This is a genomic window from Bartonella sp. AP7XZML (assembly GCF_042195745.1).
Lineage (GTDB): Bacteria > Pseudomonadota > Alphaproteobacteria > Rhizobiales > Rhizobiaceae > Bartonella.
In genome coordinates this window covers 227,809-253,352 of record NZ_JBHIOT010000095.1, presented here as the reverse complement: position 1 = coordinate 253,352, position 25,544 = coordinate 227,809, and the positions used below count along the sequence as shown (strand labels likewise).

General features: G+C 36.3%; 17 protein-coding genes and 1 pseudogene. 11 read left to right on the top strand and 7 right to left on the bottom strand.

All coding sequences use genetic code 11. The features are described 5' to 3' along the window. From ACFILT_RS08070 to edd, 4 genes are all read left to right on the top strand, one after another. Positions 1 to 1,284, top strand: a complete 1,284-nt coding sequence (locus ACFILT_RS08070) for an NAD(P)/FAD-dependent oxidoreductase (protein WP_375679285.1) — start codon at positions 1 to 3, stop codon at positions 1,282 to 1,284. A 120-nt stretch (positions 1,285 to 1,404) separates the two neighbouring features. Continuing rightward, complete coding sequence (zwf, locus tag ACFILT_RS08065; RefSeq protein ID WP_375679282.1) at positions 1,405 to 2,877, top strand: glucose-6-phosphate dehydrogenase; 1,473 nt, start codon at positions 1,405 to 1,407, stop codon at positions 2,875 to 2,877. A gap of 10 nt (positions 2,878 to 2,887) precedes the next feature. Beyond that, a complete protein-coding gene (pgl, locus tag ACFILT_RS08060) occupies positions 2,888 to 3,640 on the top strand; it encodes a 6-phosphogluconolactonase (RefSeq protein ID WP_375679283.1) in 753 nt (250 codons plus the stop codon). 55 nt (positions 3,641 to 3,695) lie between these two features. Next, positions 3,696 to 5,519, top strand: coding sequence for a phosphogluconate dehydratase (edd, locus tag ACFILT_RS08055; RefSeq protein ID WP_375612072.1), 1,824 nt, complete (start codon positions 3,696 to 3,698; stop codon positions 5,517 to 5,519). Between the two features lie 55 nt (positions 5,520 to 5,574). Here the strand turns inward: edd and folD are convergent, their stop codons facing one another. Next, positions 5,575 to 6,474: a bifunctional methylenetetrahydrofolate dehydrogenase/methenyltetrahydrofolate cyclohydrolase FolD gene (folD, locus tag ACFILT_RS08050; RefSeq protein WP_375629801.1), complete on the bottom strand. Its 900-nt coding sequence runs from the start codon at positions 6,472 to 6,474 to the stop codon at positions 5,575 to 5,577. A gap of 315 nt (positions 6,475 to 6,789) precedes the next feature. Between folD and ACFILT_RS08045 the strand changes: the two genes are divergently transcribed. Then, the gene (locus tag ACFILT_RS08045; protein WP_375679859.1) at positions 6,790 to 8,670 is read left to right on the top strand and encodes an AsmA family protein; all 1,881 of its coding nucleotides are present in this window, start codon (positions 6,790 to 6,792) and stop codon (positions 8,668 to 8,670) included. A 319-nt stretch (positions 8,671 to 8,989) separates the two neighbouring features. Here ACFILT_RS08045 and ACFILT_RS08040 read toward each other — a convergent pair whose 3' ends face one another. Continuing rightward, complete coding sequence (locus ACFILT_RS08040) at positions 8,990 to 9,133, bottom strand: hypothetical protein (protein ID WP_273790383.1); 144 nt, start codon at positions 9,131 to 9,133, stop codon at positions 8,990 to 8,992. 235 nt (positions 9,134 to 9,368) lie between these two features. Here ACFILT_RS08040 and ACFILT_RS08035 point away from each other — a divergent pair, with 235 nt between their 5' ends. Together ACFILT_RS08035 and ACFILT_RS08030 are read left to right on the top strand one after the other, a co-directional pair. Further along, the gene (locus ACFILT_RS08035) at positions 9,369 to 10,112 is read left to right on the top strand and encodes a 16S rRNA (uracil(1498)-N(3))-methyltransferase (protein WP_375678285.1); all 744 of its coding nucleotides are present in this window, start codon (positions 9,369 to 9,371) and stop codon (positions 10,110 to 10,112) included. Between the two features lie 68 nt (positions 10,113 to 10,180). Then, entirely contained in the window at positions 10,181 to 11,554 is a 1,374-nt protein-coding gene (locus ACFILT_RS08030) for a glutamate--cysteine ligase (RefSeq protein WP_375678284.1), read from the top strand. A gap of 983 nt (positions 11,555 to 12,537) precedes the next feature. On the opposite strand, the pseudogene ACFILT_RS08025 reads toward ACFILT_RS08030, so the two are convergent. Beyond that, positions 12,538 to 13,136 (bottom strand): annotated as a pseudogene (locus ACFILT_RS08025) (type ISP restriction/modification enzyme); the annotation flags it as partial. 817 nt (positions 13,137 to 13,953) lie between these two features. On the opposite strand from ACFILT_RS08025, the gene ACFILT_RS08020 reads away from it, so the two are divergent. Beyond that, positions 13,954 to 15,309 (top strand): L-cystine transporter, encoded by a 1,356-nt coding sequence (locus tag ACFILT_RS08020; RefSeq protein ID WP_375678283.1) that lies wholly within the window; start codon positions 13,954 to 13,956, stop codon positions 15,307 to 15,309. A gap of 7 nt (positions 15,310 to 15,316) precedes the next feature. Here ACFILT_RS08020 and ACFILT_RS08015 read toward each other — a convergent pair whose 3' ends face one another. Next, positions 15,317 to 16,195, bottom strand: coding sequence for a methyltransferase (locus tag ACFILT_RS08015; protein ID WP_375678282.1), 879 nt, complete (start codon positions 16,193 to 16,195; stop codon positions 15,317 to 15,319). 195 nt (positions 16,196 to 16,390) lie between these two features. On the opposite strand from ACFILT_RS08015, the gene ACFILT_RS08010 reads away from it, so the two are divergent. Together ACFILT_RS08010 and grxC are read left to right on the top strand one after the other, a co-directional pair. Continuing rightward, positions 16,391 to 17,176, top strand: a complete 786-nt coding sequence (locus ACFILT_RS08010; RefSeq protein WP_375613539.1) for a ComF family protein — start codon at positions 16,391 to 16,393, stop codon at positions 17,174 to 17,176. Between the two features lie 47 nt (positions 17,177 to 17,223). Further along, positions 17,224 to 17,478, top strand: coding sequence for a glutaredoxin 3 (gene grxC, locus ACFILT_RS08005; RefSeq protein ID WP_375675394.1), 255 nt, complete (start codon positions 17,224 to 17,226; stop codon positions 17,476 to 17,478). A 20-nt stretch (positions 17,479 to 17,498) separates the two neighbouring features. On the opposite strand, the gene ubiG is transcribed toward grxC, so the two are convergent. Beyond that, complete coding sequence (ubiG, locus tag ACFILT_RS08000; RefSeq protein ID WP_273790390.1) at positions 17,499 to 18,242, bottom strand: bifunctional 2-polyprenyl-6-hydroxyphenol methylase/3-demethylubiquinol 3-O-methyltransferase UbiG; 744 nt, start codon at positions 18,240 to 18,242, stop codon at positions 17,499 to 17,501. A gap of 189 nt (positions 18,243 to 18,431) precedes the next feature. On the opposite strand from ubiG, the gene ACFILT_RS07995 reads away from it, so the two are divergent. Beyond that, positions 18,432 to 19,688 carry an aspartate kinase gene (locus tag ACFILT_RS07995; protein WP_375679857.1) on the top strand — a complete coding sequence of 419 codons (1,257 nt, stop codon included), beginning with the start codon at positions 18,432 to 18,434 and terminating at the stop codon, positions 19,686 to 19,688. A gap of 2,630 nt (positions 19,689 to 22,318) precedes the next feature. Here ACFILT_RS07995 and nhaA read toward each other — a convergent pair. Continuing rightward, a complete protein-coding gene (nhaA, locus tag ACFILT_RS07990; RefSeq protein ID WP_375618444.1) occupies positions 22,319 to 23,677 on the bottom strand; it encodes a Na+/H+ antiporter NhaA in 1,359 nt (452 codons plus the stop codon). Positions 23,678 to 23,823: 146 nt separating this feature from the next. Next, on the bottom strand, positions 23,824 to 25,530 hold the full coding sequence (locus ACFILT_RS07985; RefSeq protein WP_375678281.1) for a hypothetical protein: 1,707 nt from the start codon (positions 25,528 to 25,530) through the stop codon (positions 23,824 to 23,826). Positions 25,531 to 25,544: the final 14 nt, after the last annotated feature.

Below are 25,544 nucleotides of genomic sequence, written 5' to 3'. Positions count from 1 at the left end.
ATGATTGATTATAATTCAATTTCTCCAGGAATTTCTTGGTATGAAGATGCTTTAAGAGAACGTCCATCGTATCCTTCTTTTTGTGAAAACAGACAGTGTGATGTGGTCATTATTGGAGGCGGATTTACGGGTCTTTCGGCTGCTTATCATTTAGCCAAAGCTGGAGTAGATGTTGTTTTATTTGAAGCATCACGTTTTGGTGACGGCGCTTCAGGGCGCAATGGTGGACAGCTGGGAACAGGGCAACGGCAATGGGTAGAAACATTAGAAAAAAAGTATGGTTTTGAGCGAAGTAAGGCTCTGTTTGATTTGGCAGAAGAAGCTAAAAGAGATATTTTATCTTTATGCGCAATGCCTAATTGTCCGTGTGATTTGATAGGAGGACAGCTTTCTGTAACTCATAAAAGGCGTGAGCTTCTCTCTTATCAACGGCATATTGAGGCGATGCAGCGTTATGGCTATCACGCGCTTACTTTTATGGATAAGGCTGAAACATTTGAGCGACTTGGATCAACTTTTTATTGTGGTGGTATTTATGATGCGGATACCGGCCATATAAATCCTTTAAAATTGATTATTGGGTTGGCAAAAAGAGCCCAAGATGCTGGTGCTAAGCTTTATGAGAAGTCACAAGTAACGACCATAAGGCGCAAGGGAGCACATTGGAAAGTAATAACAGAAAAAGGTAGTGTAACAGCAGAGCATGTTTTACTTGCAACAAATGGGTATAAACTTGGTCTGGAGCGTTTTATTGAAAAAAATATTGTTTCTATTCGCTCTTATATTGGAGCAACGGACCCATTACCAAAGCATAGTTCAATTCTTATAGGGGGGGAATCGGTTGATGATTCCCGTTTTATGGTTCGCTATTTTCGCAAAAGCATTGATAATCGTCTCTTATTTGGTGGTGTAGAAAGTTATGATAATAAGCATCCTCTAAATTTAGATGAACGTATAAAACGGCAAATTGTTGAAATTTATCCTCAATTACATTCTATCAATTTAAGCCATCGGTGGGGAGCAACGGTTGCCATCACAGTTGAGCGCATGCCCTATGTTCGCCAACTTTTCTCAAGGATGACTTATTGTGGTGGTTATTCAGGGCATGGCGTTATGCTGGCTCCTTTCGTAGGAAAATTATACGCAGAATGGTTAACTGGAAAATATGAACGTTTTTCCTATTTCCAAGACTTAAAGATTTCATCTTTTCCGGGAGGACGCGTTTTGCGTTATCCGCTTATATTTTTAGCAATGTGTTGGTTTTCTTTATTGGATCGCCTTTAATGGAAACATTGCTTGAAATGAAGAAAATTAATGGCTTATTTAGTATCTGTCTGCTTTAATGATGAAAGCTTTTATAAGTGATATGGGATTTCATAATCGAATAGAAAAATAAACAAGTTCATGGTGCGTAAAATTATTCCAGTTTCTTCCTTTGATTGTATTGTTTTTGGTGGCAATGGTGATCTGGCGTTGCGCAAGCTTTTGCCGGCTTTGTATCATTGTCAGTGTGCAGGGCAATTCAGTGAGCCAACACGTATTATTGGGGTTTCGCGCACTTCCTTAAGTTGTGAAGAATATCAAAATTTTGTCCGCATTTCTTTAGAAAAACATATCCATCCAAAAGATCTCAATTCAACAGAACTCAATCGTTTTCTTGCACGTTTAACTTACGTTTCTGTTGATGTTACCTCAAATCGAGGGTGGGAGGATTTAGCCCTCCTTCTATCACAAGATTCAGCGGATATTCGAGCTTTTTATTTGGCTGTTGGTTCTTCACTTTTTGCTGATATTGCGATGAAGTTGGGAAAAAATGATTTGGTGACACCACAAACACGGATTATCATTGAAAAACCAATTGGTTGCGATGTAAAAACAGCTGTTTCACTTAATGATGTATTTGCAAGCGCCTTTAATGAAGAGCAGATCTTTCGTATTGATCATTATCTTGGGAAGGAAACTGTTCAAAATTTAATGGCATTGCGGTTTGTTAATACACTTTATGAACCGCTATGGAACTCCAATTATATTGATCATGTTCAAATAACCGTTGCTGAATCTTTAGGGTTAGAGGGGCGTACAGAATACTATGAAAGCACTGGTGCTCTACGCGATATGGTTCAAAACCATATGCTACAGTTACTTTGTTTGGTTGCGATGGAAATACCATTTACCAACAGTGCTAATGCTGTGCGCGATGAAAAACTTAAAGTTTTACATTCTTTAACACCGCTTGATGTCCATAATGTAAGGCAGCATACTGTACGTGGGCAGTATCTTTCTGGTCTATCAAATGGTATATCGGTAGAGTCTTATTTTGATGATCTGGGAAGAGTGAGTAAGAGTGAAACATTTGTAGCACTTAAGGTTAAGATTGATAACTGGCGTTGGGCCAATACGCCTTTTTATTTACGAACAGGTAAGCGCATGTTCACGCGAATGTCTGAAATTGTTGTGGTTTTTAAACCTATTCCTCATAATATTTTTAATGTGGATTTAGATGAAATTTTTTCTAATCGGCTTGTAATTCGTCTCCAACCTGATGAAGGTGTAAAACAATGGTTGATGATTAAGGATCCAAGTTATGGCGGTATGCGGTTTTGTCACATTCCATTAGACATGAGTTTTGCTTCTGCATTTTCTGAACGTAATCCTGATGCTTATGAACGTTTATTAATGGATGTTATTCGTGGAGATCAAACACTGTTTATGCGTCGTGATGAAGTTGAGGCTGCTTGGCGTTGGATTGATCCAATCATAGAGGGATGGGAAGCAATAAAACAGCCTGTTCACAGTTATAAAGCTGGTTCGTGGGGGCCATCTGCTTCGACGATTCTCATGGAACGTGATGGGCGTATATGGAACAATTTAGTTTAGAGCAATAAGTATGTATAGAATGAATATTGACCGTTTAGATTTTGAAACCCCTCAGACTTTAGCTTTGGCATTAGCAGATCGAGTAGCTGCAGAGCTTAGTGTATCTGTTCTTGAGCGCAAGAGAGCAGTTTTAGCGGTGTCTGGTGGTAAAACACCAGAATTGTTTTTTCATTATTTGTCAAAAGCGGATATTGATTGGCAAAATATTATTATCACTTTGGTCGATGAACGTTTTGTCCCTACACACGATGAACGTTCAAATGAATATATGGTACGGAGTCATTTGTTACGAAATTTTGCCGAAAAAGCGCGTTTTGTAGGGCTTTATCATAAAGCAATTACTGCTGAACTTGCTGCTTTTTCAGCGGCAAATCGTATTAATACTTTGCCTAAACCCTTTGATGTTGTTGTTTTAGGAATGGGCGGTGATGGACATACGGCTTCTTTTTTTCCTGATGCTGATCGTTTAAAGCAAGCGCTTGATCTGCGAACACAAGCACTTGTTTTACCCCTTCATGCTAAGAGTGCTGTTGAGCCAAGACTCTCACTAACTTTGCCAGTTATTATGCAATCTCGTTGCATTATTCTCCATTTCGAGGGTTTTCAGAAACGCGATTGTTTTGAGGAAGCTTGTCAAGACGGGTCTGAAATAGAAATGCCTATTCGGGCAATTTTGCGTAATTCCCCTCATCTCGTTCAGGTTTATTGGTCGCCTGCAGAAAATGAAATAAGTGAATCAAAATATGCGACACAAGGTGAATAAAACGTAATCTCTCTCAATGAATGAGGGGAAAAAACAATGAAAGGGGGAGAGAAATATGGCACTTTCCAAGACAATTGCCACAGTTACACGAAGGATTTATGAACGTTCTCGATCAACACGAGAAATTTACTTAGATCGTATTGCAAAAGCACAAGTTCATCGCCCCAAACGGAGTTTTTTAGGATGTGCCAATCAGGCTCATGGCTTTGCTGCTTGTGGTGCAATAGATAAAGAGCGTTTGAAGGGAAATATCGTTGGGAATATTGGCATTATCACGGCATATAACGATATACTTTCAGCGCATCAACCTTTTGAAAAGTTTCCTCACTTAATTAAAGAGTCGGCCCGTATGGTTGGTGGTGTTGCACAGGTTGCAGGTGGTGTTCCCGCGATGTGCGATGGTGTTACACAGGGAAATGCGGGGATGGAGCTTTCCCTTTTTTCGCGTGAAGTAATTGCAATGGCGACAGCTATAAGCTTATCACACGATGTCTTTGATGCAGCATTGTATCTTGGTGTGTGTGATAAAATTGTACCAGGTTTATTGATTGGTGCCCTAACATTTGGTCATTTACCAGGAATTTTTATAGCTGCTGGTCCTATGACAAGTGGTCAAGGTAATGATGAAAAAGCAAAGATACGTCAACTTTACGCGGAAAATAAAATAGATCGCCAAACACTTCTAGCATCGGAAGCACGTTCTTATCATGGGCCAGGAACATGTACATTTTATGGAACAGCTAACTCTAATCAGGTGATACTGGAGATGATGGGGCTTCATATGCCGGGAGCTTCTTTTATTAATGCGAATACACCGTTGCGTGATGCTTTAACAAAAGAAGCTACGAAACGTGTACTTGAAATGACAGATCTTGGTGATCATTATAGTCCACTTGGTATGATCATTGATGAGCGTTCTTTTGTGAATGCCATTGTAGGATTAAATGCAACAGGAGGTTCTACCAATCATGCGATTCATTTGATTGCTATGGCTGCTGTTTGCGGTATTAAATTGACATGGCATGATATTGCAGAAATTTCATCCGTTGTGCCTCTTTTAGCGCGCATTTATCCTAACGGTTTAGCAGATATTAATCATTTTTACGCTGCGGGGGGAATGGGATTTATTATTCGCGAGCTTATCGAGGCAGGCTTGGTCCATGAAGATGTTTCTACGGTTTTTGGTAAAGATCTCAATGCTTATGCAATTGAAGCAAAGCTTTCTGCTGATGGTCATGTGGTGCGTGAAGCGGCTCTTAAGGAAAGTGGTGATCATAAGGTATTAGCGGGGTGGAGAAAGCCATTTCAGCTTGATGGTGGTCTTCGTGTTTTATCAGGAGATTTGGGAACAGCTATTATAAAAGTTTCCTCTGTTAAACCAGAGTATTGGCAGATTAAAGCACCAGTCTTTGTTTTTAATGATCAAGAGGAACTACAAAAATCTTTTAAATCTGGAGTGTTGCATAATAAAGACTTTATCGCTGTCATTCGCTATCAAGGACCAAAAGCCAATGGTATGCCAGAGCTTCATAAATTAACGACCATTTTAGGCGTTTTACAAGATCGCGGTCAAAAGGTAGCATTGATAACCGATGGGCGTATGTCAGGAGCGTCAGGAAAAATTCCTGCTGCTCTCCATGTGACACCAGAAGCAGTGGATAATGGCCCCATTGCACGTTTGCAGGATGGTGATATTGTTTTTCTTGATGCTCATGAGGGTAAATTAACCCTTTTGGAGGATTTAGCAAAATTTAACGCGCGAAAAATCATATCTCCGGATCTTTCAAAAAACGAACATGGTGTTGGACGCGAACTTTTTCATGTTTTTCGTCAATCCGTTAATCGTGCAGATCAAGGGGCATCTGTTTTTATGACATGAAAAATGCAAAAATAAATAAGCTGAATCATATATATACAAGGAATTGTTACAATTTTTAGAATTTTGGTATTGGCAGATTGTGTGATCGCGCGGCGGCTTTGAGTGTATTAACCATAAGCATGGCAATTGTCATTGGTCCAACGCCTCCTGGAACAGGGGTGATCGCAGCAGCTTTTTCTTTTACGTTTTCAAAATCGACATCACCAACAAGACGTGTTTTCCCTATACCTTTTTCTGGTGCAGCAACGCGGTTAATACCGACATCAATAACAATTGCACCATCTTTTATCCAGTCTTTTTTAATCATTTGTGGGCGGCCTACAGCTGCTACTAGAATATCAGCGCTTCGACACACATCATCAAGGTCACGGGTACGACTATGGGCAATTGTCACAGTGGCATTGGCTGCTGTTAAAAGGGCAGCCATAGGTTTTCCAACAATATTAGAGCGTCCAACAACGACAGCATCAAGTCCAGATAAATCTCGTCCACAGTGTTGTTCAATCATCATCATGGCACCAGCTGGAGTGCAGGGAATAATTGCATCTTCAAGTGCATTTGCCGCGAGTTTTCCTACATTAATATAATGAAAACCATCAACATCTTTTTGGAAAGCAACGGCTTGTGTTATGCGATTTGTATTCATATGAGCAGGGAGAGGCAGCTGTACCAAAATACCATGAATTTTGGGATCAGAATTTAATGTTGCAATAAGTTGAAGGAGTTCTTTTTCTTGCGTTTCTTTGGAAACGACATGTTTGATTGAAAGAAACCCACATTCTTCGGCCTTTTTATTTTTTGAGGTGACATATACTTGACTTGCAGGATCATCTCCAACGATAATAACAGCGATACTAGGTTGTATATTATAGTGATGGCGGAGCTTTGCTGTTTCGGCCTTAACTTTCACAATAATCTCTTCAGCAAGTTTTTTTCCGTCGATAATATTATTCATTCAGAGATCCTTTCGGTAAGGCTGTTTGTTTTTTTTGTAAAGCATTTTCTAATAATACGATAGAGTTTTATAGCAATATTCATATGAGAACAGTAAGAATGGTTTTATAATGTTGTGGATTTATAGTTTTGAAGACTTTTAAATAATTGCTTTATAAAGAAGCAGCAACATTGCTGTTTGAATAAATTTTGGATAAAGAACAAAAATAATGAAGATACAAAGTGGATATAGTGAATTATAGGATTATAAAAACTTTTTATGATCATTTAAGTTTGTTTTTAATCTGTTATAGGGGGATAAGTATAGAGGGATAATGTGCGCATCAGAATAATAAAATTTTTGAGCGGAGTTTTTATTACAATTATCTTTTTATTTGGAGTGGGGATTCTCGTTTTACCTTATCTTATTTCTACAGATGCGATTCGTATTCGTTTAGCGCAGGATTTAAGTGCATGGACGGGTTACAATGTGCAATTGCGTGATCCACCGCGGTTACATCTTTTTCCTTATCCTAAAGCATTTCTTTCTGGCGTTACTTTAACATCAAAAATGGATGATGTTGCGCCATTAATGGAAGCTGAATCAATAGAAGTTGATCTTTCTGTCGTCGATCTTCTTTGGGGACATATTTCTTTTTCAGAGACGCGGATTATGCGTCCTCAATTTGTTATGGAAAAGCCTGTTAAAACAATAGCAGATTTTTTTGATCGGTTTTCTCGCTCACAAGGTGCATTAGGGGTGGCAATACGTAATACGCGTGAAATATTAAAACATAATCCTGAGCATCCAGAGATAGAGCACCTTTTAAAACAACCTTTTGGACGGATTGTCATTAAAAATGGTGTTCTTGTGTATCACGATAGTTTTTCAGGAGTAGCAGACAAAATAACAGGATTAAATGCAACTTTAGATTGGCCGGAATCAACTCAGGAAGTACGGTTACGTGCAGATGCGCGTTGGCGCGGAGAGTTTACAAAATTATCACTTGATGCTTCTCAAGCATTGCTGCTTCTTGCTGGAGGCAAAAGTCATATTAGGGCAAGTCTCAATTCTGTACGTGGGGGAATAACTTTTACAGGAAAGGCTCGATTATCTGAATATTATATTTTTGACGGAAAAGTGTCAATGCGTTCTCCTGGATGGAATCAGACATTGTCTTGGGTTGGTGGAAATCAGTTTTGGGGACATAAATTAAAAATACCCATTGTATGGGAATCTCATTTTTTAGCGCAGCCAGTGCATATCCAAATGAACAATGTTACATTTACGATGGGGAAAGCCAATGCGCGAGGAGCTTTAAAACTCGATTTTCAAGATTATGTACCAAATGTCATGGGCTCTTTAGCCTTTGATAATCTAGACCTTAGCCTCTTGGGTTCAATGTTTTTTTCAGGTAAAAAGAAAAATGCCTGCTTTGACATGAGAACTTTTGATCGTATTGGCGTGGATATACGACTTTCTGCGCCACAAGCTAAAATAGGAAATATTTCACTCACAAATTTAGCTGCTGCAATACAAATAAGAGATGGGCATGGTATTTTTGATCTTGGACATGCGAATATTTTTGGTGGATCTGTGCAAAGTAATATTGAAGTTACGTCAGCTGGACAGAAAGTGCGTATTGGAGGAAATATTTCAGGTGCTTCTATTGATATGCAGGAGACTTTAGAAATCTTGGGATTTATTCCATTTATACAAAGCAAAACGAATTTTACTGCAACGGTACGAACACTTGCTGATTCTTGGCCAGAAATTTTTACGAAAATGCAGAGTGAATTAACACTGAAGATGTCTTCTGGTCGGCTATTAGGGTATGATCTGAATGAATTACAAACAAGACTTTCAAATAAACAACAATTTCTTTTAACAAATGATGATTCTCTCTCAACAACATTTGATCACTGGGATATTCAGACAAGCTTTTCAGAAGGTATGATGAAGGTAACAGAGTCATTAATGCGTACAGCAGACTTGAGCTTATCCATTCAAGGAACCATTGCAACTGCTATTTCTCAAGGGAAGCAGAATGAATTGATACTACAGGCACAATTACAAAAAAATTATAGATCAGACACTTTATGTAAAGATGTTCAATGCCTTGCTAACAGCCTTGCATGGCCTTTTACATTTTCTCTGAGCTCTAAAGGACAAGATCGTGGTAATTTTTTAATTACAAAAGACACTGATACAGATTGAGTATTATTTTTCGTTTATACAACATTTTATTTTATAATTATAACTCATCTATTTACAATTTAGAGTTGTTTTTAAATTTAAATAAGAAATTCCACTATCGTAAGATTCTCTCATTTTAAATCTATTCGTGATAAAGTCATAAAAATCGCCCTCTACGTTATAAGCGTGGTTGGTATGTCGATAAACGAGTGAAGAGAGGAAGAACAACGCTTCTTATAAAATCTTTCAAATACAAGAGATTCATAATATTGATGCAAATCTTAGAAGGCTGCTAGCAATATTTTGTTGCACTAAATTTTTAAGGGATGGCGGTCAGTGCTTATTGAATCGCAGAAGAAATACCATAGCCATCTTTGGTAATTGTATGCTTCCCGTCGGCTCCAACAGAACCAATTCCCACTGTAATCAAAATAAAGGCTAAGAGGGTTGTAATCGTAATAATTGTAGCTTTTTTAGCAGACATATTTTTCCTCCACGGATGCATCAATGACTGAATGCAAAGATGAATGGTGCATTATTTAAACTTTTATGAAAGCAGAATCACTTAAGGATCTATAAGTTCCTATTATTATCTCATAAAGCTAAAAAAACTCTATAATTCTTTAATATATTATAGTTCTATAGATATAATTTTTTCTTTTTGCTATATATTTTTCTTCATTTTCTCGATGACGATAGTGAGCATTGGCAAAATTTTTATGCGCATAAATTATAAACTTAAAAGATTATTTATCCGACAGACATTGGCTTTGAATGAAGAAATAAAGATAGAGGGGGCACAAGCTTCTTATCTTATGCATGTTTTGCGTATGAAAGAAGGAGCAGAAATTTTACTTTTTAATGGACAGGATGGTGAGTGGCTTGCTAAACTTATCACTGTTAAGAAAAAATTTGTTGTGGTTCAGCTTATCCATCAAGAAAGATTACAAACGACGCATTCCAATCTTATTTATTGCTTTGCTCCACTCAAAAATGCGCGGTTGGATTATATGGTGCAGAAAGCTGTTGAAATGGGGGTATCGATGTTGCAGCCTGTTATAACGCATCATACGCAGGTTACGCGTATCAATATGGCGCGTATGGAAGCCAATGTTATTGAAGCTTCTGAACAGTGTGGAATTTTATCTCTTCCTGAATGCGTATCGGCTCTATCATTAGCAGAACTTTTAGCACAGTGGGATGAGACACAGCCTTTATTCTTTTGTGATGAAGAGCATAAATCGCATAATCCATTACCTTCTTTTAAAAAGCGTGACGTTACAACACCTGGTATTCTTATTGGACCGGAAGGTGGCTTTAGTGAAGAAGAGCGGAGCTTTTTAAAAAAACATCCTTTTGTGGTTCCAATATCACTAGGTCCGCGTATTTTACGCGCTGACACTGCCGCTGTTGCTGCTTTGGCTCTTCTTAATGCTACCGTGGGGGATTGGGCAATGGATTGAGAAGTCTGTAAAATCATTCTAAACAATTTATTTAAGATGATGATACCAATTATAGGATACGGTAAGTTATGGTGCTTGATATAACTGATGAAAGTGAAATTTATGACTTAGATTCTTTGGTTAGCTATTTCCAAGGGGGGTATAAAGCAGAAGATGATTGGCGCATTGGTACAGAACATGAAAAATTTCCGTTTTATAGAGATGGTTTTCACCCTGTTCCTTATGAAGGAGAGAGGGGAATTCGAGCGCTTTTAGAGAGGATGCAAAGCGCTTTAGGATGGAAACCTATTTTAGATGAAGAGAATATTATTGGGCTCGTAGGATCAGTTGATCAGGGAGCCATTTCTTTGGAACCTGGGGGACAATTTGAATTATCTGGTGCACCATTAAAATCAGTAAGCCATACATATTACGAGTTGATGGAGCATTTAACTCTTCTCAAAAAAATTGCAGAACCATTAGGTATAGGTTTTCTAGGTCTTGGAGCTAGTCCAAAGTGGACTTTAGCTGAAACGCCGCGAATGCCTAAATCACGTTATCAGATTATGACTGATTATATGCCTAAAGTGGGGTATAATGGTCTTAATATGATGTATCGCACATCAACAGTTCAGGTTAATCTTGATTTTTCATCTGAAAGTGATATGCGGCGAAAAATGCAAGTATCCATGAAGCTACAGTCCATTGCAACGGCATTATTTGCAAGTTCACCTTTTACAGAAGGGCGCCCAAATGGCTTTTTGTCATGGCGTTCTGAAATTTGGCGTAATACGGATAATCAGAGGACAGGCGTTCTGCCCTTTGTATTTTCTGAGCGTTTTGGTTTTGCTGATTATGTTGAATGGGCCCTTGATGTTCCAATGTATTTTGTTGTGCGTGATGGTCGTTACTATGATTGTACACACATAACGTTTCGTCAGTTTATGAATGGAGCATTAAAAGGACAAGTTGCAAATTCAATTCCAAACATGGGAGATTGGATTAATCACTTATCAACGTTATTTCCTGAAGTCCGCTTAAAAAGATTTTTAGAAATGAGGGGAGCTGATTGTGGTTCTTGGAAGCGCATTTGTGCGTTGTCGGCTTTTTGGGTTGGGCTTCTTTATGATAGGGAAGCACTTAATGAGGCAGAGGCTTTGACAAAAGATTGGTGTTTTGAAGAAGTTTTAGAGTTGCGCCAACGTGTTCCTAAAGAAGGGTTAAGAACTCCTTTTCGTCAAACTATTCTTTTAGAGTTAGCACGTCAAGCTCTTGCTATTGCTCGTAAAGGCTTAAAAAATCGCAAACAGTATGATACGAATGGTTTTGATGAAACAAATTTTCTTAATCCTTTAGAAGAGGTCGTTGCAATGGGACAAACAGATGCTGAAAAATTTTTGTCCCATTACTATTCTATTTGGAATGAGTCTGTAGAACCTTTATTTTTAGAATGTGCCTATTAAATTTGAAGCAAAGATACTTCCTACTTTTTTTAAAATACATATCACCGTGGTGGTTCATTCACTCATTTGCTCTAGAGAGCATATCCTATCTTGCTTTTAACATTTCTCATAACGGAAAGGATACAATCCAAAAATTTCTTGGGGAGTGTGATTTTTATACCCAATAATATCACGATATTTCCGTAATCATAATGTTGTCCCTTTGTACAAAAGATAGTTCATAAGAGATAAAGCTTATTATCAAACATTTTTTATTCACTTGGCTAAGCCTACTTATGAATAGGTCTGAAAATAATATTTTTTACTTTTAAAAGGGATAAAAAATATAATTTGCGGTTAATAGTCAATTATTATAATTCAATATACGATGCTTATATGAAAGAGTATTTTATTATACAAAAATTACGATATCAATCTTTCAGTGCGCTAAAAAGACAGTAGAAAAAATACCGATAGATCTATGTATGTATAACTCAATTTTATTTTTATAAAAAAAAGAAATATATTATGTAAATAGATAGAAATAAAGATTATTATATATATAATGAATGTGTTAATTACATCATTAAATATTGATAAATAAAAAATATTATCTTCATAGAGTTATATGAAATTATAAGCTATTCATAGATAAGAAATAACTATTTGTATGCAAAGGGGTATTATATTAAAATACTATTATTCTTGATAAAGAGGCACGAGATAAAGAGATTGAATTTGCAACGAATGAGTGTTTGAATACGCACAAAAATTCAAAAAAGCACAACATTTCTATAGCAGAATAATCTTTATCAGTATGAGCGCAACTTATTATAGGCAATTAATTATCCCCATACATTATAAATCTACTGTAAGACTGCTTTTAATGCTTTAAACTGTACTATTCATAAAATTTATAATATTTGTAGGCTTAAAGCCTCTCATTTTAATCATATATTCTCAGTCTTTTCCATTGTTTTCATTATCTAGAAATTTGTAATCGTCTTTGCTATGCTCTCACTAGGATAAGCAGCTTTAAAATGTGCTCGTCCTTCATCCGTAATGGCATCACGCCTCTGTAAATCAGCTGTTGTGTTTTCTTCTGTAGAATTCGTAAACAAATGGGATTGTTTTTCATCATGAACAGTTACAGAGATTCAACGTTTTTATAAAGATACCGTGGAAAGCATTGACCTGTATCTATTGCATCTAGATTAGGCAAATTCTTAGCTATCAATACAGAAAAAACGCTTCGTGCTCCTATGCCTGTAATTTGTATCATCCTATTTTCAACTTTTTGTCCTATCAGGACTATACGAGGCATTTGGTAAATTCCATCGTTGAGATTCCGATTATAATAAAACCACTGTTGCGTAAAAGGATGATATGAACTCTGAGTGAGGCATGCCTCTTCAAATTCAAAAACCTTTCCTCTTATTAGTTCTTGCGTAACATTATAACTCCAACTTATCTTTTTTATATCTAAAGTGACAAAATTATTTACAGCATGTGCACGTGTTGTTCGATCAGCATATGAATAGGTATCGTTAAAACGTTTTACTGCGCTATTATAAAAAGCAATCATATTATTTATATTTGCTGCTCAAGCTCCGCCCTCCAATGTTGCGACAGCTCTTGCATTAAGATGTTTCATAAGAGGTATTTCTACTCCTTTCTTATACATTTTTACCCATACGCCAGCCTCGCTTGTGACGTGCAAGCAAATGATTTTTATTGATTCAAGATAAACAGGTTTGAAATGAGAGAATCTTACGTTATTCGGAACTCTCATTTAATATGCAAAACAGTAAATTATCATTATAAATCAATTCCTTGTCTTTCAATAGGCATTGTGGCTTTCAAAGCCTTTTTTATGACTATAAAAAGAGTTTTGAAAAATAAAAAAGCTTTCATTGAGAGTAAAGAAAGAATGTATAAAAAGTATTTTCAATAAAATAATTATATTTGAAGTGCTGATCAAAGCTATTGAGAGTGCAGTCCATAAAATGAGCAGAAGTAGCTTGTTGGTGTATTTTCTAGAAAAATCATGAATGTTCGATTGTTAATTCATCCTTGCTTGGAAAGCTTGTTTCAGTTCAAATAGAAAAAGAGAGTGGTAAGGAGATTTATAGAATAAGATATGCTGTAATTATTCAGTATTAAGATGCAATGAATGTTGCTTATATTTCTCTTTTTTAACTATTTTATGAGAGTGAAAATTTAAAGAATAAAAAAATAATTTTATTTATTTTCTTTAAACAGTTATTAGTAGATAAAAAATTCTCTTTTAATCTATAAATTAAAAAAATAATGATTTTGTAAAAGCCTTGTAAGCTTTATAGGTTAATTTTAAATATCATGCATTGATTTTGAATTATGCAGATTATTTATGTCAACCATAATAATAGTGAGCATAGACAATGACATTTAATTTTTTCGTCAATTTATTTCTATTTGTTATTTTTTTATTATTGGTTTCTCAAAGTAAGAAAATGCAATGGAGTCTTTCACTACGTGTTATGCTAGGGCTTATCCTTGGCTTGATTTTTGGAAGTATTTTACAGTTTGTTTATGGAGAGGGTGAAGGCACTTTATTGAAATCCGTTGAATGGTTTAACATTGTCGGTGAAGGCTATATTTTATTGTTGCAAATGATTGTTATGCCACTGGTTTTTGTCTCTATCGTTTCAGCGGTTGCTCATTTACATTCTGTTTATGCTGTTGGAAAGATGAGTATAATAACAATTTCAATATTGCTTTTTACAACGGCTCTTTCAGCATTGGTTGGCGTGCTTGTGGTTAATTTCTTTGGATTAACAGCAAATGGTTTGGTGCATGAAGGGCAAAATGTCTCTGCTATTCTTGAAGGTCATATTTCTCAACTTGGAGATATGAATATACCAAAGATGATTTTTTCTATGATTCCTAAAAATCCATTTGCTGAATTGAGTGGAGCTAAACGTACGTCAATTATCAGTGTTGTGATTTTTGCGTCATTTTTAGGTGCAGCGGTTCTTCTTTTAAAGAAAGATGAGCCAGAAAAAGGGGAAAACGCGCTTTTATTTATTCAAGTGGCACAAGCGTGGATTATGCGGTTAGTCCGTATTGTGATTGCTTTGACGCCTTATGGTATTTTTGCACTTATGACGAAAGTAGGAGCAATATCGCGTATTGCAGATATTTTAAATTTACTGGTTTTTATTATTGCTTCTTATGTCGGTATTATTTTAATTTTTGGAATTCATGGTGTATTGCTTGGTATTTCTGGGGTTAATCCCTTTCGTTTTTTCAAAAAGGTTTTACCAGTTTTAACATTTGCTTTTAGCAGTCGTTCAAGTGCTGCAAGTATTCCTTTGAATATTGAAGCGCAAACACAGTGGATAGGTGTACCACAATCCATTGCGAGTTTTGCAGCTTCTTTTGGGGCAACAATTGGACAAAATGGTTGTGCTGGTCTTTATCCAGCGATGCTTGCGACCATGATTGCACCCTCTATGGGTATTAATCCTCTTGATCCTACTTGGATTGCTACGCTTATTGGTGTTGTAACGTTGAGTTCTATTGGTGTTGCTGGTGTGGGGGGAGGTGCTATTTTCGCTGCATTGATTGTGTTACCAATTATGGGGCTTCCTGTTACTTTGGTTGCTGTACTTATCTCTATTGAACCGCTAATTGATATGGGACGTACTGCTCTAAACGTGAGCGATTCAATGATAGCTGGAACGGTCACCAGTCAAATATTACGGACAACAGATAAAAGTATTTTTAAAAAATAATTTTAGATCATATTTTTTTGGGCTGTAAAACATCTGTAAGAGATATTTGCGCTGAACCAGGTTGGAGGGGTTTTTGTTGATTGGGATGAGGAGCCCAACCAGAGAGCCAGAGGAAAGAAAAATGTGCACGAATACGTCCATCAGGATCACTAAATCGTTGTGCATAGATTTCAGCTGCGCGGAGAAAAAAGCGTTTGGATACAGGGTGTCGTGAACGATTGATGAGTGCATTTTGCATTCCCATAGCTTTAAGATCGTGCATAAGGTCAAACATTGTATTATAACGTATTGTGATATCTTCAACGTCTGCTACAGGCAGGGCAAAGCCAACACGCTGTAAAAGAGCGCCTGCATCACGAATGTCGGCAAAAGGGTAGACCCTAGGGCTTGCTCCATCATAAATTTCACTTTCAGCTTGCAGCAGGCTTTCTCGCAATTCTCTTAATGTACCAGCTCCTGCCATAACAGCAAGAAATAAGCCATCTGGTTTAAGAGTATTTTTTATCTGGCTTAGAACACCAGGGGTATCATTGGTCAATTGTAATGAAAGAAGTGAAACAATAAGGTCACAGTAACTTTGAGGTAAATCAAGAAATTCTCGATGACGTAAATGAAATTTTTTATCATGGCTTTGATAAAGCGGATCGGTTTCAATGCGTTCTATAGAACAAACTTTTCCAGATTTCATTAAAGCTTGCGCAGCAAGGTCTGTATGGCTGTGTAAATCGAGAGCTAATGTAAAGAGGCGATCAACAGTGCTAAGGCGTTTATAGAGATCTTCTGCCATGTGAGAGAGTAAAAAGTCACATCCTTTTTTTGCTTTTTGAAAGGCACGTTTTCGGAATTGTTCAATGCGGTTATGATCAAAAATTAAAGGATGCGACATATTGTAGAACACTTTCGATCTATGAAAGAATATATTTTGAAAAGGTTCATTATTTGTGCAAGCTCTGTCAAGTTTATAATATGAAAGAAATAAATTTATAGAAGGTAAGAGTTTTTAAAGGAATTAAAATTATAAGTTGAGGAAATACAAAGGAACTTTTGTTCTGAGGGAAACTTGTAAAAGCCTAAATTTATAATGTTGTATTTTCGAGAAGCGGCGTTAAATAGCGGGGATATACTAAGTAAGTTCGTTGAACGCTTGAAAACGATGCTTTATCCACCAATTTGTCCTGGATGTAAGCAAAATGTTTCTACTTATGGTACGATTTGCTCCGAATGTTGGAAAGACCTTCAATTTATTACGAAACCTTATTGTCCTGTTATGGGGACTCCTTTTGTTTGTGATATGGGGGATGGTTTTCTTAGTGGTGAAGCACTCCGTAATTCCCATCCTTTTTCACGTGTTCGCTCAGTCATTGTTCATAAAGGGCTTGCACGAACTTTAGTAACGCGCTTAAAATATGGTGATCATATAGAATTGGCATCATTTATGGCCAATTGGATGATGTTTGCTGGACGCGAGGTTATTGATGATTGTGATGTTATTATTCCCATTCCATTGCATTTTCGTCGTTTTTGGGAGAGGCGTTATAATCAATCTGCTGAGCTTGCACGTTATATTGCAGCATCACAAAAAAAGCTTTTAAAACCGAGTTGGCTTGTTCGTTGTCGGCATACCCGTCCGCAGGTTAGTCTTTCTTCAAGAGAGAGAAAACTTAACGTAAAAAATGCTTTTAAGGTTTCGCATAAAGTTAAAAAATATCTCAAAGGATGTTCTGTTTTGCTGATTGATGATGTATTTACAACGGGTGCAACAGTTACAGCAGCTGCTGCTGCATTAAAAGATGCAGGTGCACGACAGGTTGATGTGCTAACATTTTCGCGTGTTCTCAAAGAAGATTCTATTTTTCCCTCTTCTTAAGAGGAATTTAAAATGAATATTATTAAAAAACATTGGAGGATAATACTATGAAAGAGATAATAATTTATACACGCCCTAACTGTCCTTATTGTACAAAAGCACGTGATTTTCTTAATAAAAAAGGCGTAAAGTATACAGATATTGATGCTTCCACATCCCTTCGCCAAGAAATGGTACAGCGTGCAAATGGACGTAATACATTTCCACAAATTTTCATAGGTGATTATCACGTTGGCGGTTGTGATGATCTTTATGCTTTAGAGGCTGAGGGAAAGCTGAATTCTTTATTACAAGGCATATAATATTTGTAAATTACATATCCTTACGACCTTTTTGCGAGAAGGAGATAGTTAACACCCATGTCTTTTGAGCGATTCCAGCTGTCGTTTAAAGGGTTATAAGTAATACCTATCTCATCAATGACAGTCAGAGCGTTTTTTGATAAGAAATTTTTAAGTTCTAGAGGTTTTAGGAATTTTTTATAATCGTGGGTTCCTTTAGGAAGCCAACGTAGAATATATTCAGCGCCTACAATAGCAAGCCCCCATGCTTTCCATGTGCGGTTGAGTGTTGAGACAAACATCAACCCTTGTGGTTTCAACATTTTTGCTGTAGCTGCTATGAAGAGATTAACGTCAGCGACATGTTCAACAACTTCCATATTAAGGATAATATCAAATTTTTCTCCTTCATTGGCAAGTACTTCTGCTGTCGTCGTGCGGTAATCAATGGAAAGGTCATTTTGAGCAGCATGGGTTTTTGCGACTTCAATATTTGTTTGTGCAGCATCAACGCCTACAACCATAGCACCAAGACGTGCCATTGGTTCAGATAACAAGCCTCCTCCACAGCCAATATCAAGAATTTTCAAATTGTGAAAGGGCGTAAGTGAAGAAGGGTCACGATTAAACTCTAAACAGATTTTTTCTCTGATGTAAGCAAGGCGTGTTGGGTTAAATTGGTGAAGAGGTCGAAATTTTCCTTGTGGATTCCACCATTCTGTAGCAATACGTGAAAAGTGATCAATTTCACTTTGATCAATAGTTGTTTGTGTTTCATCGATCATGTTGCCTTCCTTTTATTTTTAATGATCAGGTCAAGTAGATTTTATACAAAGTCAAGAGAAATTAATATAATCATAATGAAACTTGCACAAATGATAGATATTCGCTATGTCGAGAAAATGGTTAGTTGATACAGCATCTAATTCTCATTACTGTTTGAGATAAGAGATGTAAAGGTAAGAGTGTTATTAATGGCGCGCATTGTCATGAAATTTGGTGGAACATCTGTAGCAAACATTGAATGTATTCATAATGTTGCACGGCATGTCAAAAGAGAGGTTGATGCAGGCAATGAGGTTGCCGTTGTCGTATCTGCGATGGCTGGTAAAACAAATGAACTTGTTCAGTGGACAAGTGATGCTTCCTCTATACATAGAGATGCTCGTGAATATGATGTTGTGGTTGCTTCTGGTGAACAGGTTACTTCAGGTTTGTTGGCTTTGACACTTCAAGAAATGGGGGTGAATGCACGTTCATGGCTTGGTTGGCAAATTCCTATTCATACAGACAATGCGCATGGCCGTGCACGTATTACTAATATTGATGGATCTTTTTTAATCGAGTGTTTTCAGGAAGGTCAGGTTGCTGTTATTGCTGGTTTTCAGGGGGTAACTCCGGATAATCGGATTTCTACCTTAGGGCGTGGGGGATCAGATACAAGTGCTGTTGCTATAGCAGCGGCTGTACAAGCTGATCGCTGTGATATTTATACGGATGTGGATGGTGTTTATACAACGGATCCACGTATAGAGCCGAAAGCGCGTCGTTTACCAAAAGTAGCTTTTGAAGAAATGCTAGAAATGGCTTCTCTTGGTGCAAAGGTTTTACAGGTTCGTTCTGTTGAATTGGCAATGGTTCATAAGGTTCGTACCTTTGTGCGTTCAAGTTTTGAGGATCCTGATGCGTTAGGCATGGAGGATCCAATGAGTTCTTCTGGAACACTTATTTGCGATGAGGATGAAATTGTGGAACAACAAAATGTTACTGGTATTGCTTTTGCTAAGGATGAAGCACAAATTTCCCTTCGTCGGCTTGCCGATCGTCCAGGGATTTCGGCAGCAATTTTTGGTCCCTTGGCTGAAGAAAGCATTAATGTTGATATGATTGTGCAAAATATTTCTGAAGATGGCTCAAAAACTGATATGACTTTTACTGTACCATCATCAGATGTAGAAAAAGCCGTTACACTTCTTGAAAAGAATCGCAAAGAAATTGGATTTGATGTTCTCCAGTTTGAAAGCGATCTCGCCAAGGTATCTGTGATTGGTATTGGAATGCGTAGCCATGCAGGTGTTGCCGCTACAGCATTTAAGGCTTTGGCTGAAAAGGGTATTAACATTCAAGCAATTACGACCTCAGAAATTAAAATTTCTATTTTGATTGATAGTGCTTACACTGAACTTGCGGTTAGAACATTACATGCTGTTTATGCACTTGATAAGGGATAAGTATTTTTTAGTTTCAACAGAGTTTCAATAACGTAAAGCTTTAATATATATTAATAATTTTTGTTAAGGATATTTATATTTTTAACTTAAATGGAATATTTAATACAGCAGGACTCTCTCATTTTAAACTTGTTCATGATGAATTTAAAATGGTCACTTATACATTACAAGAGAAAGATGTTTGGGTAAAAAACGGTTTAAGAAGGGATAAAAAATATGCCGTCTATAGACGTTTTAGAGCCTATAGAGAGGGATGGAGAAGTCTTTACGATAAAAGCCTTAATAGAACTAAGGAACAATGCACTGCGTTTATTCAAAAGATGCATGTTACATGAGGGACAGCCCCGTCAATACAGATTTAATATTATAAATCTTAGAGAAATTAGAGCTCATTAGATTAGTGACGGAATTACCAAAATAGAATTGATGATGTATTTTCTAGAGATGTTTAGTTTGTCATCAAATGATTGTTTATGACTTTATGTATATCTTGAAAATTTAATTTTTTCCGTATTACGAGGCAATAAAAAAATATATCTCTATAGATAATATTTATATTGCACTATAAGTTATAAAATTACTATATCTTATGCGTTTATAGCTTCTTCAGAAGTACTTTTCATAAAATCATGTAAATATAGATCAAAATTAATGATAATGTTATAGTGTGTTGCTTTTATGATTTTATTACTTAAATTTTTTTCATGTTTATTTCTCTTTTTTGAATTATGATTAAGATTTTCAAAGTTTTCGATACCTCCATATGTTCTTTAGGTTAACTTTCTTCCCTTAACTACTCTATTATAAGTATTTTCTGTGTGATACTGCCAATCATGCATGAAATACATTATTTCGTTTTTGCAGTATATCATGCTAGTTTTTTATCATGTTTACATATTTTGCAAATGGTGGTCTTTGTAAGTAAAGCTCTTCTTGTGAGAAATATAGCCATATTATTTTACTCTTCTTGTATTTTATGTAGCGTTGTATAAATTCGAAAGTCTCGGAAATATTGCTTTTTAAATTATCTATGAAGAGTATTTTATGGTATCAAGAAATATAGAGCGACCTCTTTAAACAAAAAGAAAATAAATATCAAATAAGAGCGGGAAAAGGGGAGAACAACGATATATATGCTCTATTTTCCCACCAATCATATGTTTTAGAATAGTCTAAATGACTAGGGGTTTCTTTTTTCCCGCGAGTTAATTACGTAAACTAGAGCGCTCCCTATGGAAGCATGCTTCAAGTTTAATTCTTTCATGGAGTGAGACAAGCGATGTGTCGATGATAAAAAACGGGAATATTTTTCCACTCCATTGTCAATCTAGTAGTGATGTTATGACGTTGTTATTCCAAATAAATCTTTTGTTTTTTGTCACCTGTATCAATATCTAATGTCAGTGCAGATGCATATTTGATGGTATATTGAGACGGATAAGGGGCCTACGAGCAACTCCTGTTTTTGTATGCCAGATAGGAATAAGGATGTTGCGTATACCTGGTGGGGTAATTTCTGAAATGGAGATAAAACCTAATTGGGTGAGAATATGAAGCCATAAAAGTGAAAACCAACTTCCATTTTACAACTTCCTTTTAATTCTGCTTTACAACTTTCAAAGGCATTGACAGCAATATCTTTTAAATAATGGATATTACACATTGGTTCACGTTTTTGTTTATTGCGTTATTTAAATCGTATATGCCTTTCACGTAAAACAAAACGCTATTATAGTGCCAATTTACGCGCTTGTTTTGAAGAAATATCTCTCTCCCCAAGCCCCCACATTATGGCGCCTGTGGATGGCGTAACGTAAAGTTTATGGGGGACCACCATCTCCTTTACTTAGATCAAAGGTGTCAGCTGGTCGTCATCATTTAATTTTTAGTTTTCCTGTTGAACAGCGCTTATATGGATATGATGAAGCATTCTTATTTCTTTCTTCAAATAATCCATACTTCTCCTCGGCTTGTGACGTGTAAGAGAATAGTCTTGATTGATTCATCATGTACAGATTTGAAATGAGGAAATCATACGATATTTAGACTCCATTCAAGATTTATAATGATAAGTCAAATATTTTTTTATCCAAAAATAATGTGCTTTTAAGAAGATAAAAATTAAAGTTATTTAGAATACCGCAATAAAATCAGTAACGAGGAAGGTGATTTATTAGGAAAAAATAAGTCATGGAATTACTTAACTGATTATTGAACTTTGCTTATTCTTATCTGTTTCGTATGATTAAACATAAGATATTGATTTATAATAATTAATTTTTTCTTTATAGTGAATAATAGTCCCGACGAAAGGCAGCTTTTCTGAAACCACGAAGCCTTTTATATTGAAACAATTAAAATCATTTTTGTGCACACCATGAGTGGAGCCGGTGCATGAGTAAAAGAATATTGAAGAAAGGAATAAAAATATCTCTTATAAGTCTTCTTAAGAGTCAAAGGTGTTGTAACATTAGAGGCTCGTAAATAGTATGATGATGTTAGTTTTCTCCTTCATAAGTGTAAAGATGAGGCGAGACAACAGCTTTTACATTAAATATCGTCCGAACCCAACAAATGAGCGAAATCGCTTTTTAAAAGTTCTGCATAAAAATGTATTTTCAGTTAGTTTGTTAGGAACTATGAGAAATTCCTTTATTGCGCTTAATATAAATAAATCCATATCCCAGACCGATAAGGGCAGATAAACCTGAGCCACAAAGGACCCCAATTTTTGCCGCATCAAGCAGAATAATATCTTTAAAAGCGAGCATTGAAACAAAAATAGACATTGTAAAGCCAATTCCTGCTAAAAAACCAATGAGTAAAACGCCTGTCCAGGTCATATGAGGGGGGAGGCGGCATAGCCCTGATTTTACAGCTATATAACTGGCAGTGATAATACCAAGAGGCTTACCGATGAAAAGACCAATGACAACACCCAGAACAATCAAGAATGATTTGTCAGAAGAAAGATCAAAGTTTGCAAAACTTACTCCTGCATTTGCGAAGGCAAAAACTGGCATGATACCGTATGCAACCCATGGATGCAATGCTTTTTGAACACGTGTTACTGGGGCGATCATGGCCCGTTGTCCTTTGCGCATCTTTTTCAATGCTGTTGAAATATGATGCAGATCTGTTTTTGTATTTTTTTCTTGAAGAATTTGCATAGCGTTACTGAGCATGGTGAGTGGCGCTACAAGAGTACGGGTAGGAAGAACGGGAGTCATCATCCCTAAGATTACGCCAGCAAGCGATGGGTGAACGCCTGTTACCATTAAACCCCACCAAATGATTGCACCAGGTAAAATGTAAAGCCATGCTGATGCAAGCCCGATCCACTGAAAAAATAGTACCAAAGCAATACCCGCTCCTGCAATCATTAAACCGCTAGGATCAATGTTTGTTGAGTAGAAAAAAGCAATAATAAGAACAGCGATAATATCGTCAATAATTGCTAATGATAGAAGAATAATATGAAGATTAGAAGGAATTTTTTTCCCTAGAAGAGCAAGAATACCTAGAGCAAAGGCAATATCTGTTGCTGTTGGCACAGCCCAACCGCGGATATGTCCCTCGTTAAAATTGAAGATAAAGTAAATAATTGCAGGAACACAAACGCCCCCTATTGCAGCAACAATTGGTAAGATTGCTTGTTTAAAATCGGCAAGAGCCCCTTCATGAATTTCGCGTCGAATTTCCATTCCTGCGACGAGAAAGAAAATAGTCATAAGGGCATCATTAACCCAGAAATGTAAATCCCATGAAAGAGTGAAATGACCCAAATTAAAGCCAAGAGGTGTATGCCAAAAAGATTCATAGAAAGCAGCATATTTAGAATTGGCAAAAATAAGTGCAGAAGCAGCAGCTAATAAAAGAACAACACCACTAAGAGCTTCAATATGGAGAAAACGCTCGATAGCAGAAAGCGCTTGATTAGTGACACGAGAAGCGCGATTAGGCAGGCGATTTGAAGATAAATCAGACATGAACAACTCCAAGCATCGTCAATTTTAGATTCTATACTCTCTGTATAAATGACTTTGTATGATACCTTCTGTATCATACAAAAGAAAAAAGAGGAATAAAGTTCTTAATTTATAGACAAGATCATCATGTTTAAAGCACAAAATGTTTAACGCGACGCTTCATTTTTAATAGTGAGATGTACTTTGCTTAAAGCCTTAGATAGATCATTTTGTAGAGCAGATTCGAGATCAACTATTGCGAGACCTTTATTATCTTTTGCTTTAATTTTAACGATCAATGTTTGTGGATTTTTAGCAAATTCTCCTAAGGATTTTGAAATTTTTTCTGCTTCGTCATGATTTTTTAGCAGAATTTTTGGAGTCTGCGTCATCATTAGATAGAAATCGTCATAAAGTTCCTTTTTTAGATCATGTTGGCTGTCATTAAGATTTTGCGCAAGATAAGAAAAAAGCTTATCAATGAAACCTGCATCCGTATATTGTATATCAATTTCATTGATGCCAAGGTCTTGAGACGCAGCAATCATTATATTTTTCTGACCAGAAAAAAGCTTTTCATCAACATCAATAACCTTAGCCGATATGTTCCCAGATCCAACGTTTTTCATATTGAAAGACATTGTATCAAGAAAGAGCATACGTTTTTTTTCATCGTAAGAAATATCAATTTTTCCTGAAACATTAAAGCGCTCAAAGTTCAGATTTTTGAAGAACTCTAAGTCTTTTTCATTCATTTTTTTAGGTAAAACGGAAAGGTTATTGAGAGAAAGAAAAAGCTTTTTAGGGATAGGTTGTTTCCACAAACTTGGTTTGAATTGGAATGATTCGAGCGTTGCTTTCAACTGCGGTATATCAACGGTGATATTATCAACTTTGGCATCCGCTGAGGTAATGGCGAGCAGTATGTTTAGAAGAAGACCATTTTGTGCTACTTTTTCAGCGATTTTATTATTCTCTTTTCTCGCATTAAGATAAGCTTTGATTAATTTTTCAGGAGTTTGCTCAAGCGGTTTCATCTTTAAACCAGATGTTTTAAACTGCCCAAGGAAGAAAGAGCTGTTTTTTTCTGCTTCTTCAAAAATATCGACACTTATATTATTCAAAGAAATGGGGCCAGTAACGGTTTTACCTTGATTGAGAGCATTGTTTTTTCCAAAAATGATAGAGTAGGCATAGTTGATGTCGATATCATGGGCTTTTATTGTATCACTTTTAGCCATAAGTTGCATCTGTTTGGCACCATTTGCTACGACCGTTTTAAGATCCATATTTTTGATACTAACTGAATGGATATGGTTATTTCTAAAATCAGAAAGCTGGAAATTCTTGATTTCAACCGTTTCTGTTCGGTTATTTTTATTCTCTATAGAAAGTTGTATATTGGGAGCAATAATTGAGGAAAGCTCAATACGCATCATTGATTGTAAAAGACGTGATGTTATCGTTCTATCTTTTTCTTTTAAGGATACATTCCGAAGAGAAATTTGGGGAATTTGCACATGAATATTATTATGCTTTAAATCAACATTATAAAATGTAAAAGTTCCGGGAATAAAGGAAAGAGGAGGACGGGCAGAAATGGCACCAATTTTAAGTGATGTACCAGCTGGAACAGGTATTGTCACATTCTTCAAATTGATTTTACCTAGAATGCTTACTTCAGATGTTTCGGCTTTTATGGAATGACGGGTTATTTCTTTTCTTACAAAACTGTCAAGATAGGGTTTTGCAATATAAAATCCACCAACAATTATAATTGCCAAGATAGCAACAAATCCAATAATGCAAGTGAGCCAATATCTGAGGTTACTTTGATACCCACTATTAAGATTGACCATTCTTTCTTCTTTCATTTTTATCACTCTTT

What these genes read in the sequence shown, in the direction of transcription:
- ACFILT_RS08070 (WP_375679285.1), top strand. Translation starts at nt 1, where the DNA reads ATGATTGATTATAATTCAATTTCTCCAGGAATTTCTTGGTATGAAGAT.
- zwf (WP_375679282.1), top strand. Translation starts at nt 1,405, where the DNA reads ATGGTGCGTAAAATTATTCCAGTTTCTTCCTTTGATTGTATTGTTTTT.
- pgl (WP_375679283.1), top strand. Translation starts at nt 2,888, where the DNA reads ATGTATAGAATGAATATTGACCGTTTAGATTTTGAAACCCCTCAGACT.
- edd (WP_375612072.1), top strand. Translation starts at nt 3,696, where the DNA reads ATGGCACTTTCCAAGACAATTGCCACAGTTACACGAAGGATTTATGAA.
- folD (WP_375629801.1), bottom strand. Translation starts at nt 6,474, where the DNA reads ATGAATAATATTATCGACGGAAAAAAACTTGCTGAAGAGATTATTGTG.
- ACFILT_RS08040 (WP_273790383.1), bottom strand. Translation starts at nt 9,133, where the DNA reads ATGTCTGCTAAAAAAGCTACAATTATTACGATTACAACCCTCTTAGCC.
- ACFILT_RS08035 (WP_375678285.1), top strand. Translation starts at nt 9,369, where the DNA reads ATGCGCATAAATTATAAACTTAAAAGATTATTTATCCGACAGACATTG.
- ACFILT_RS08030 (WP_375678284.1), top strand. Translation starts at nt 10,181, where the DNA reads ATGGTGCTTGATATAACTGATGAAAGTGAAATTTATGACTTAGATTCT.
- ACFILT_RS08020 (WP_375678283.1), top strand. Translation starts at nt 13,954, where the DNA reads ATGACATTTAATTTTTTCGTCAATTTATTTCTATTTGTTATTTTTTTA.
- ACFILT_RS08015 (WP_375678282.1), bottom strand. Translation starts at nt 16,195, where the DNA reads ATGTCGCATCCTTTAATTTTTGATCATAACCGCATTGAACAATTCCGA.
- ACFILT_RS08010 (WP_375613539.1), top strand. Translation starts at nt 16,391, where the DNA reads ATGTTGTATTTTCGAGAAGCGGCGTTAAATAGCGGGGATATACTAAGT.
- grxC (WP_375675394.1), top strand. Translation starts at nt 17,224, where the DNA reads ATGAAAGAGATAATAATTTATACACGCCCTAACTGTCCTTATTGTACA.
- ubiG (WP_273790390.1), bottom strand. Translation starts at nt 18,242, where the DNA reads ATGATCGATGAAACACAAACAACTATTGATCAAAGTGAAATTGATCAC.
- ACFILT_RS07995 (WP_375679857.1), top strand. Translation starts at nt 18,432, where the DNA reads ATGGCGCGCATTGTCATGAAATTTGGTGGAACATCTGTAGCAAACATT.
- nhaA (WP_375618444.1), bottom strand. Translation starts at nt 23,677, where the DNA reads ATGTCTGATTTATCTTCAAATCGCCTGCCTAATCGCGCTTCTCGTGTC.
- ACFILT_RS07985 (WP_375678281.1), bottom strand. Translation starts at nt 25,530, where the DNA reads ATGAAAGAAGAAAGAATGGTCAATCTTAATAGTGGGTATCAAAGTAAC.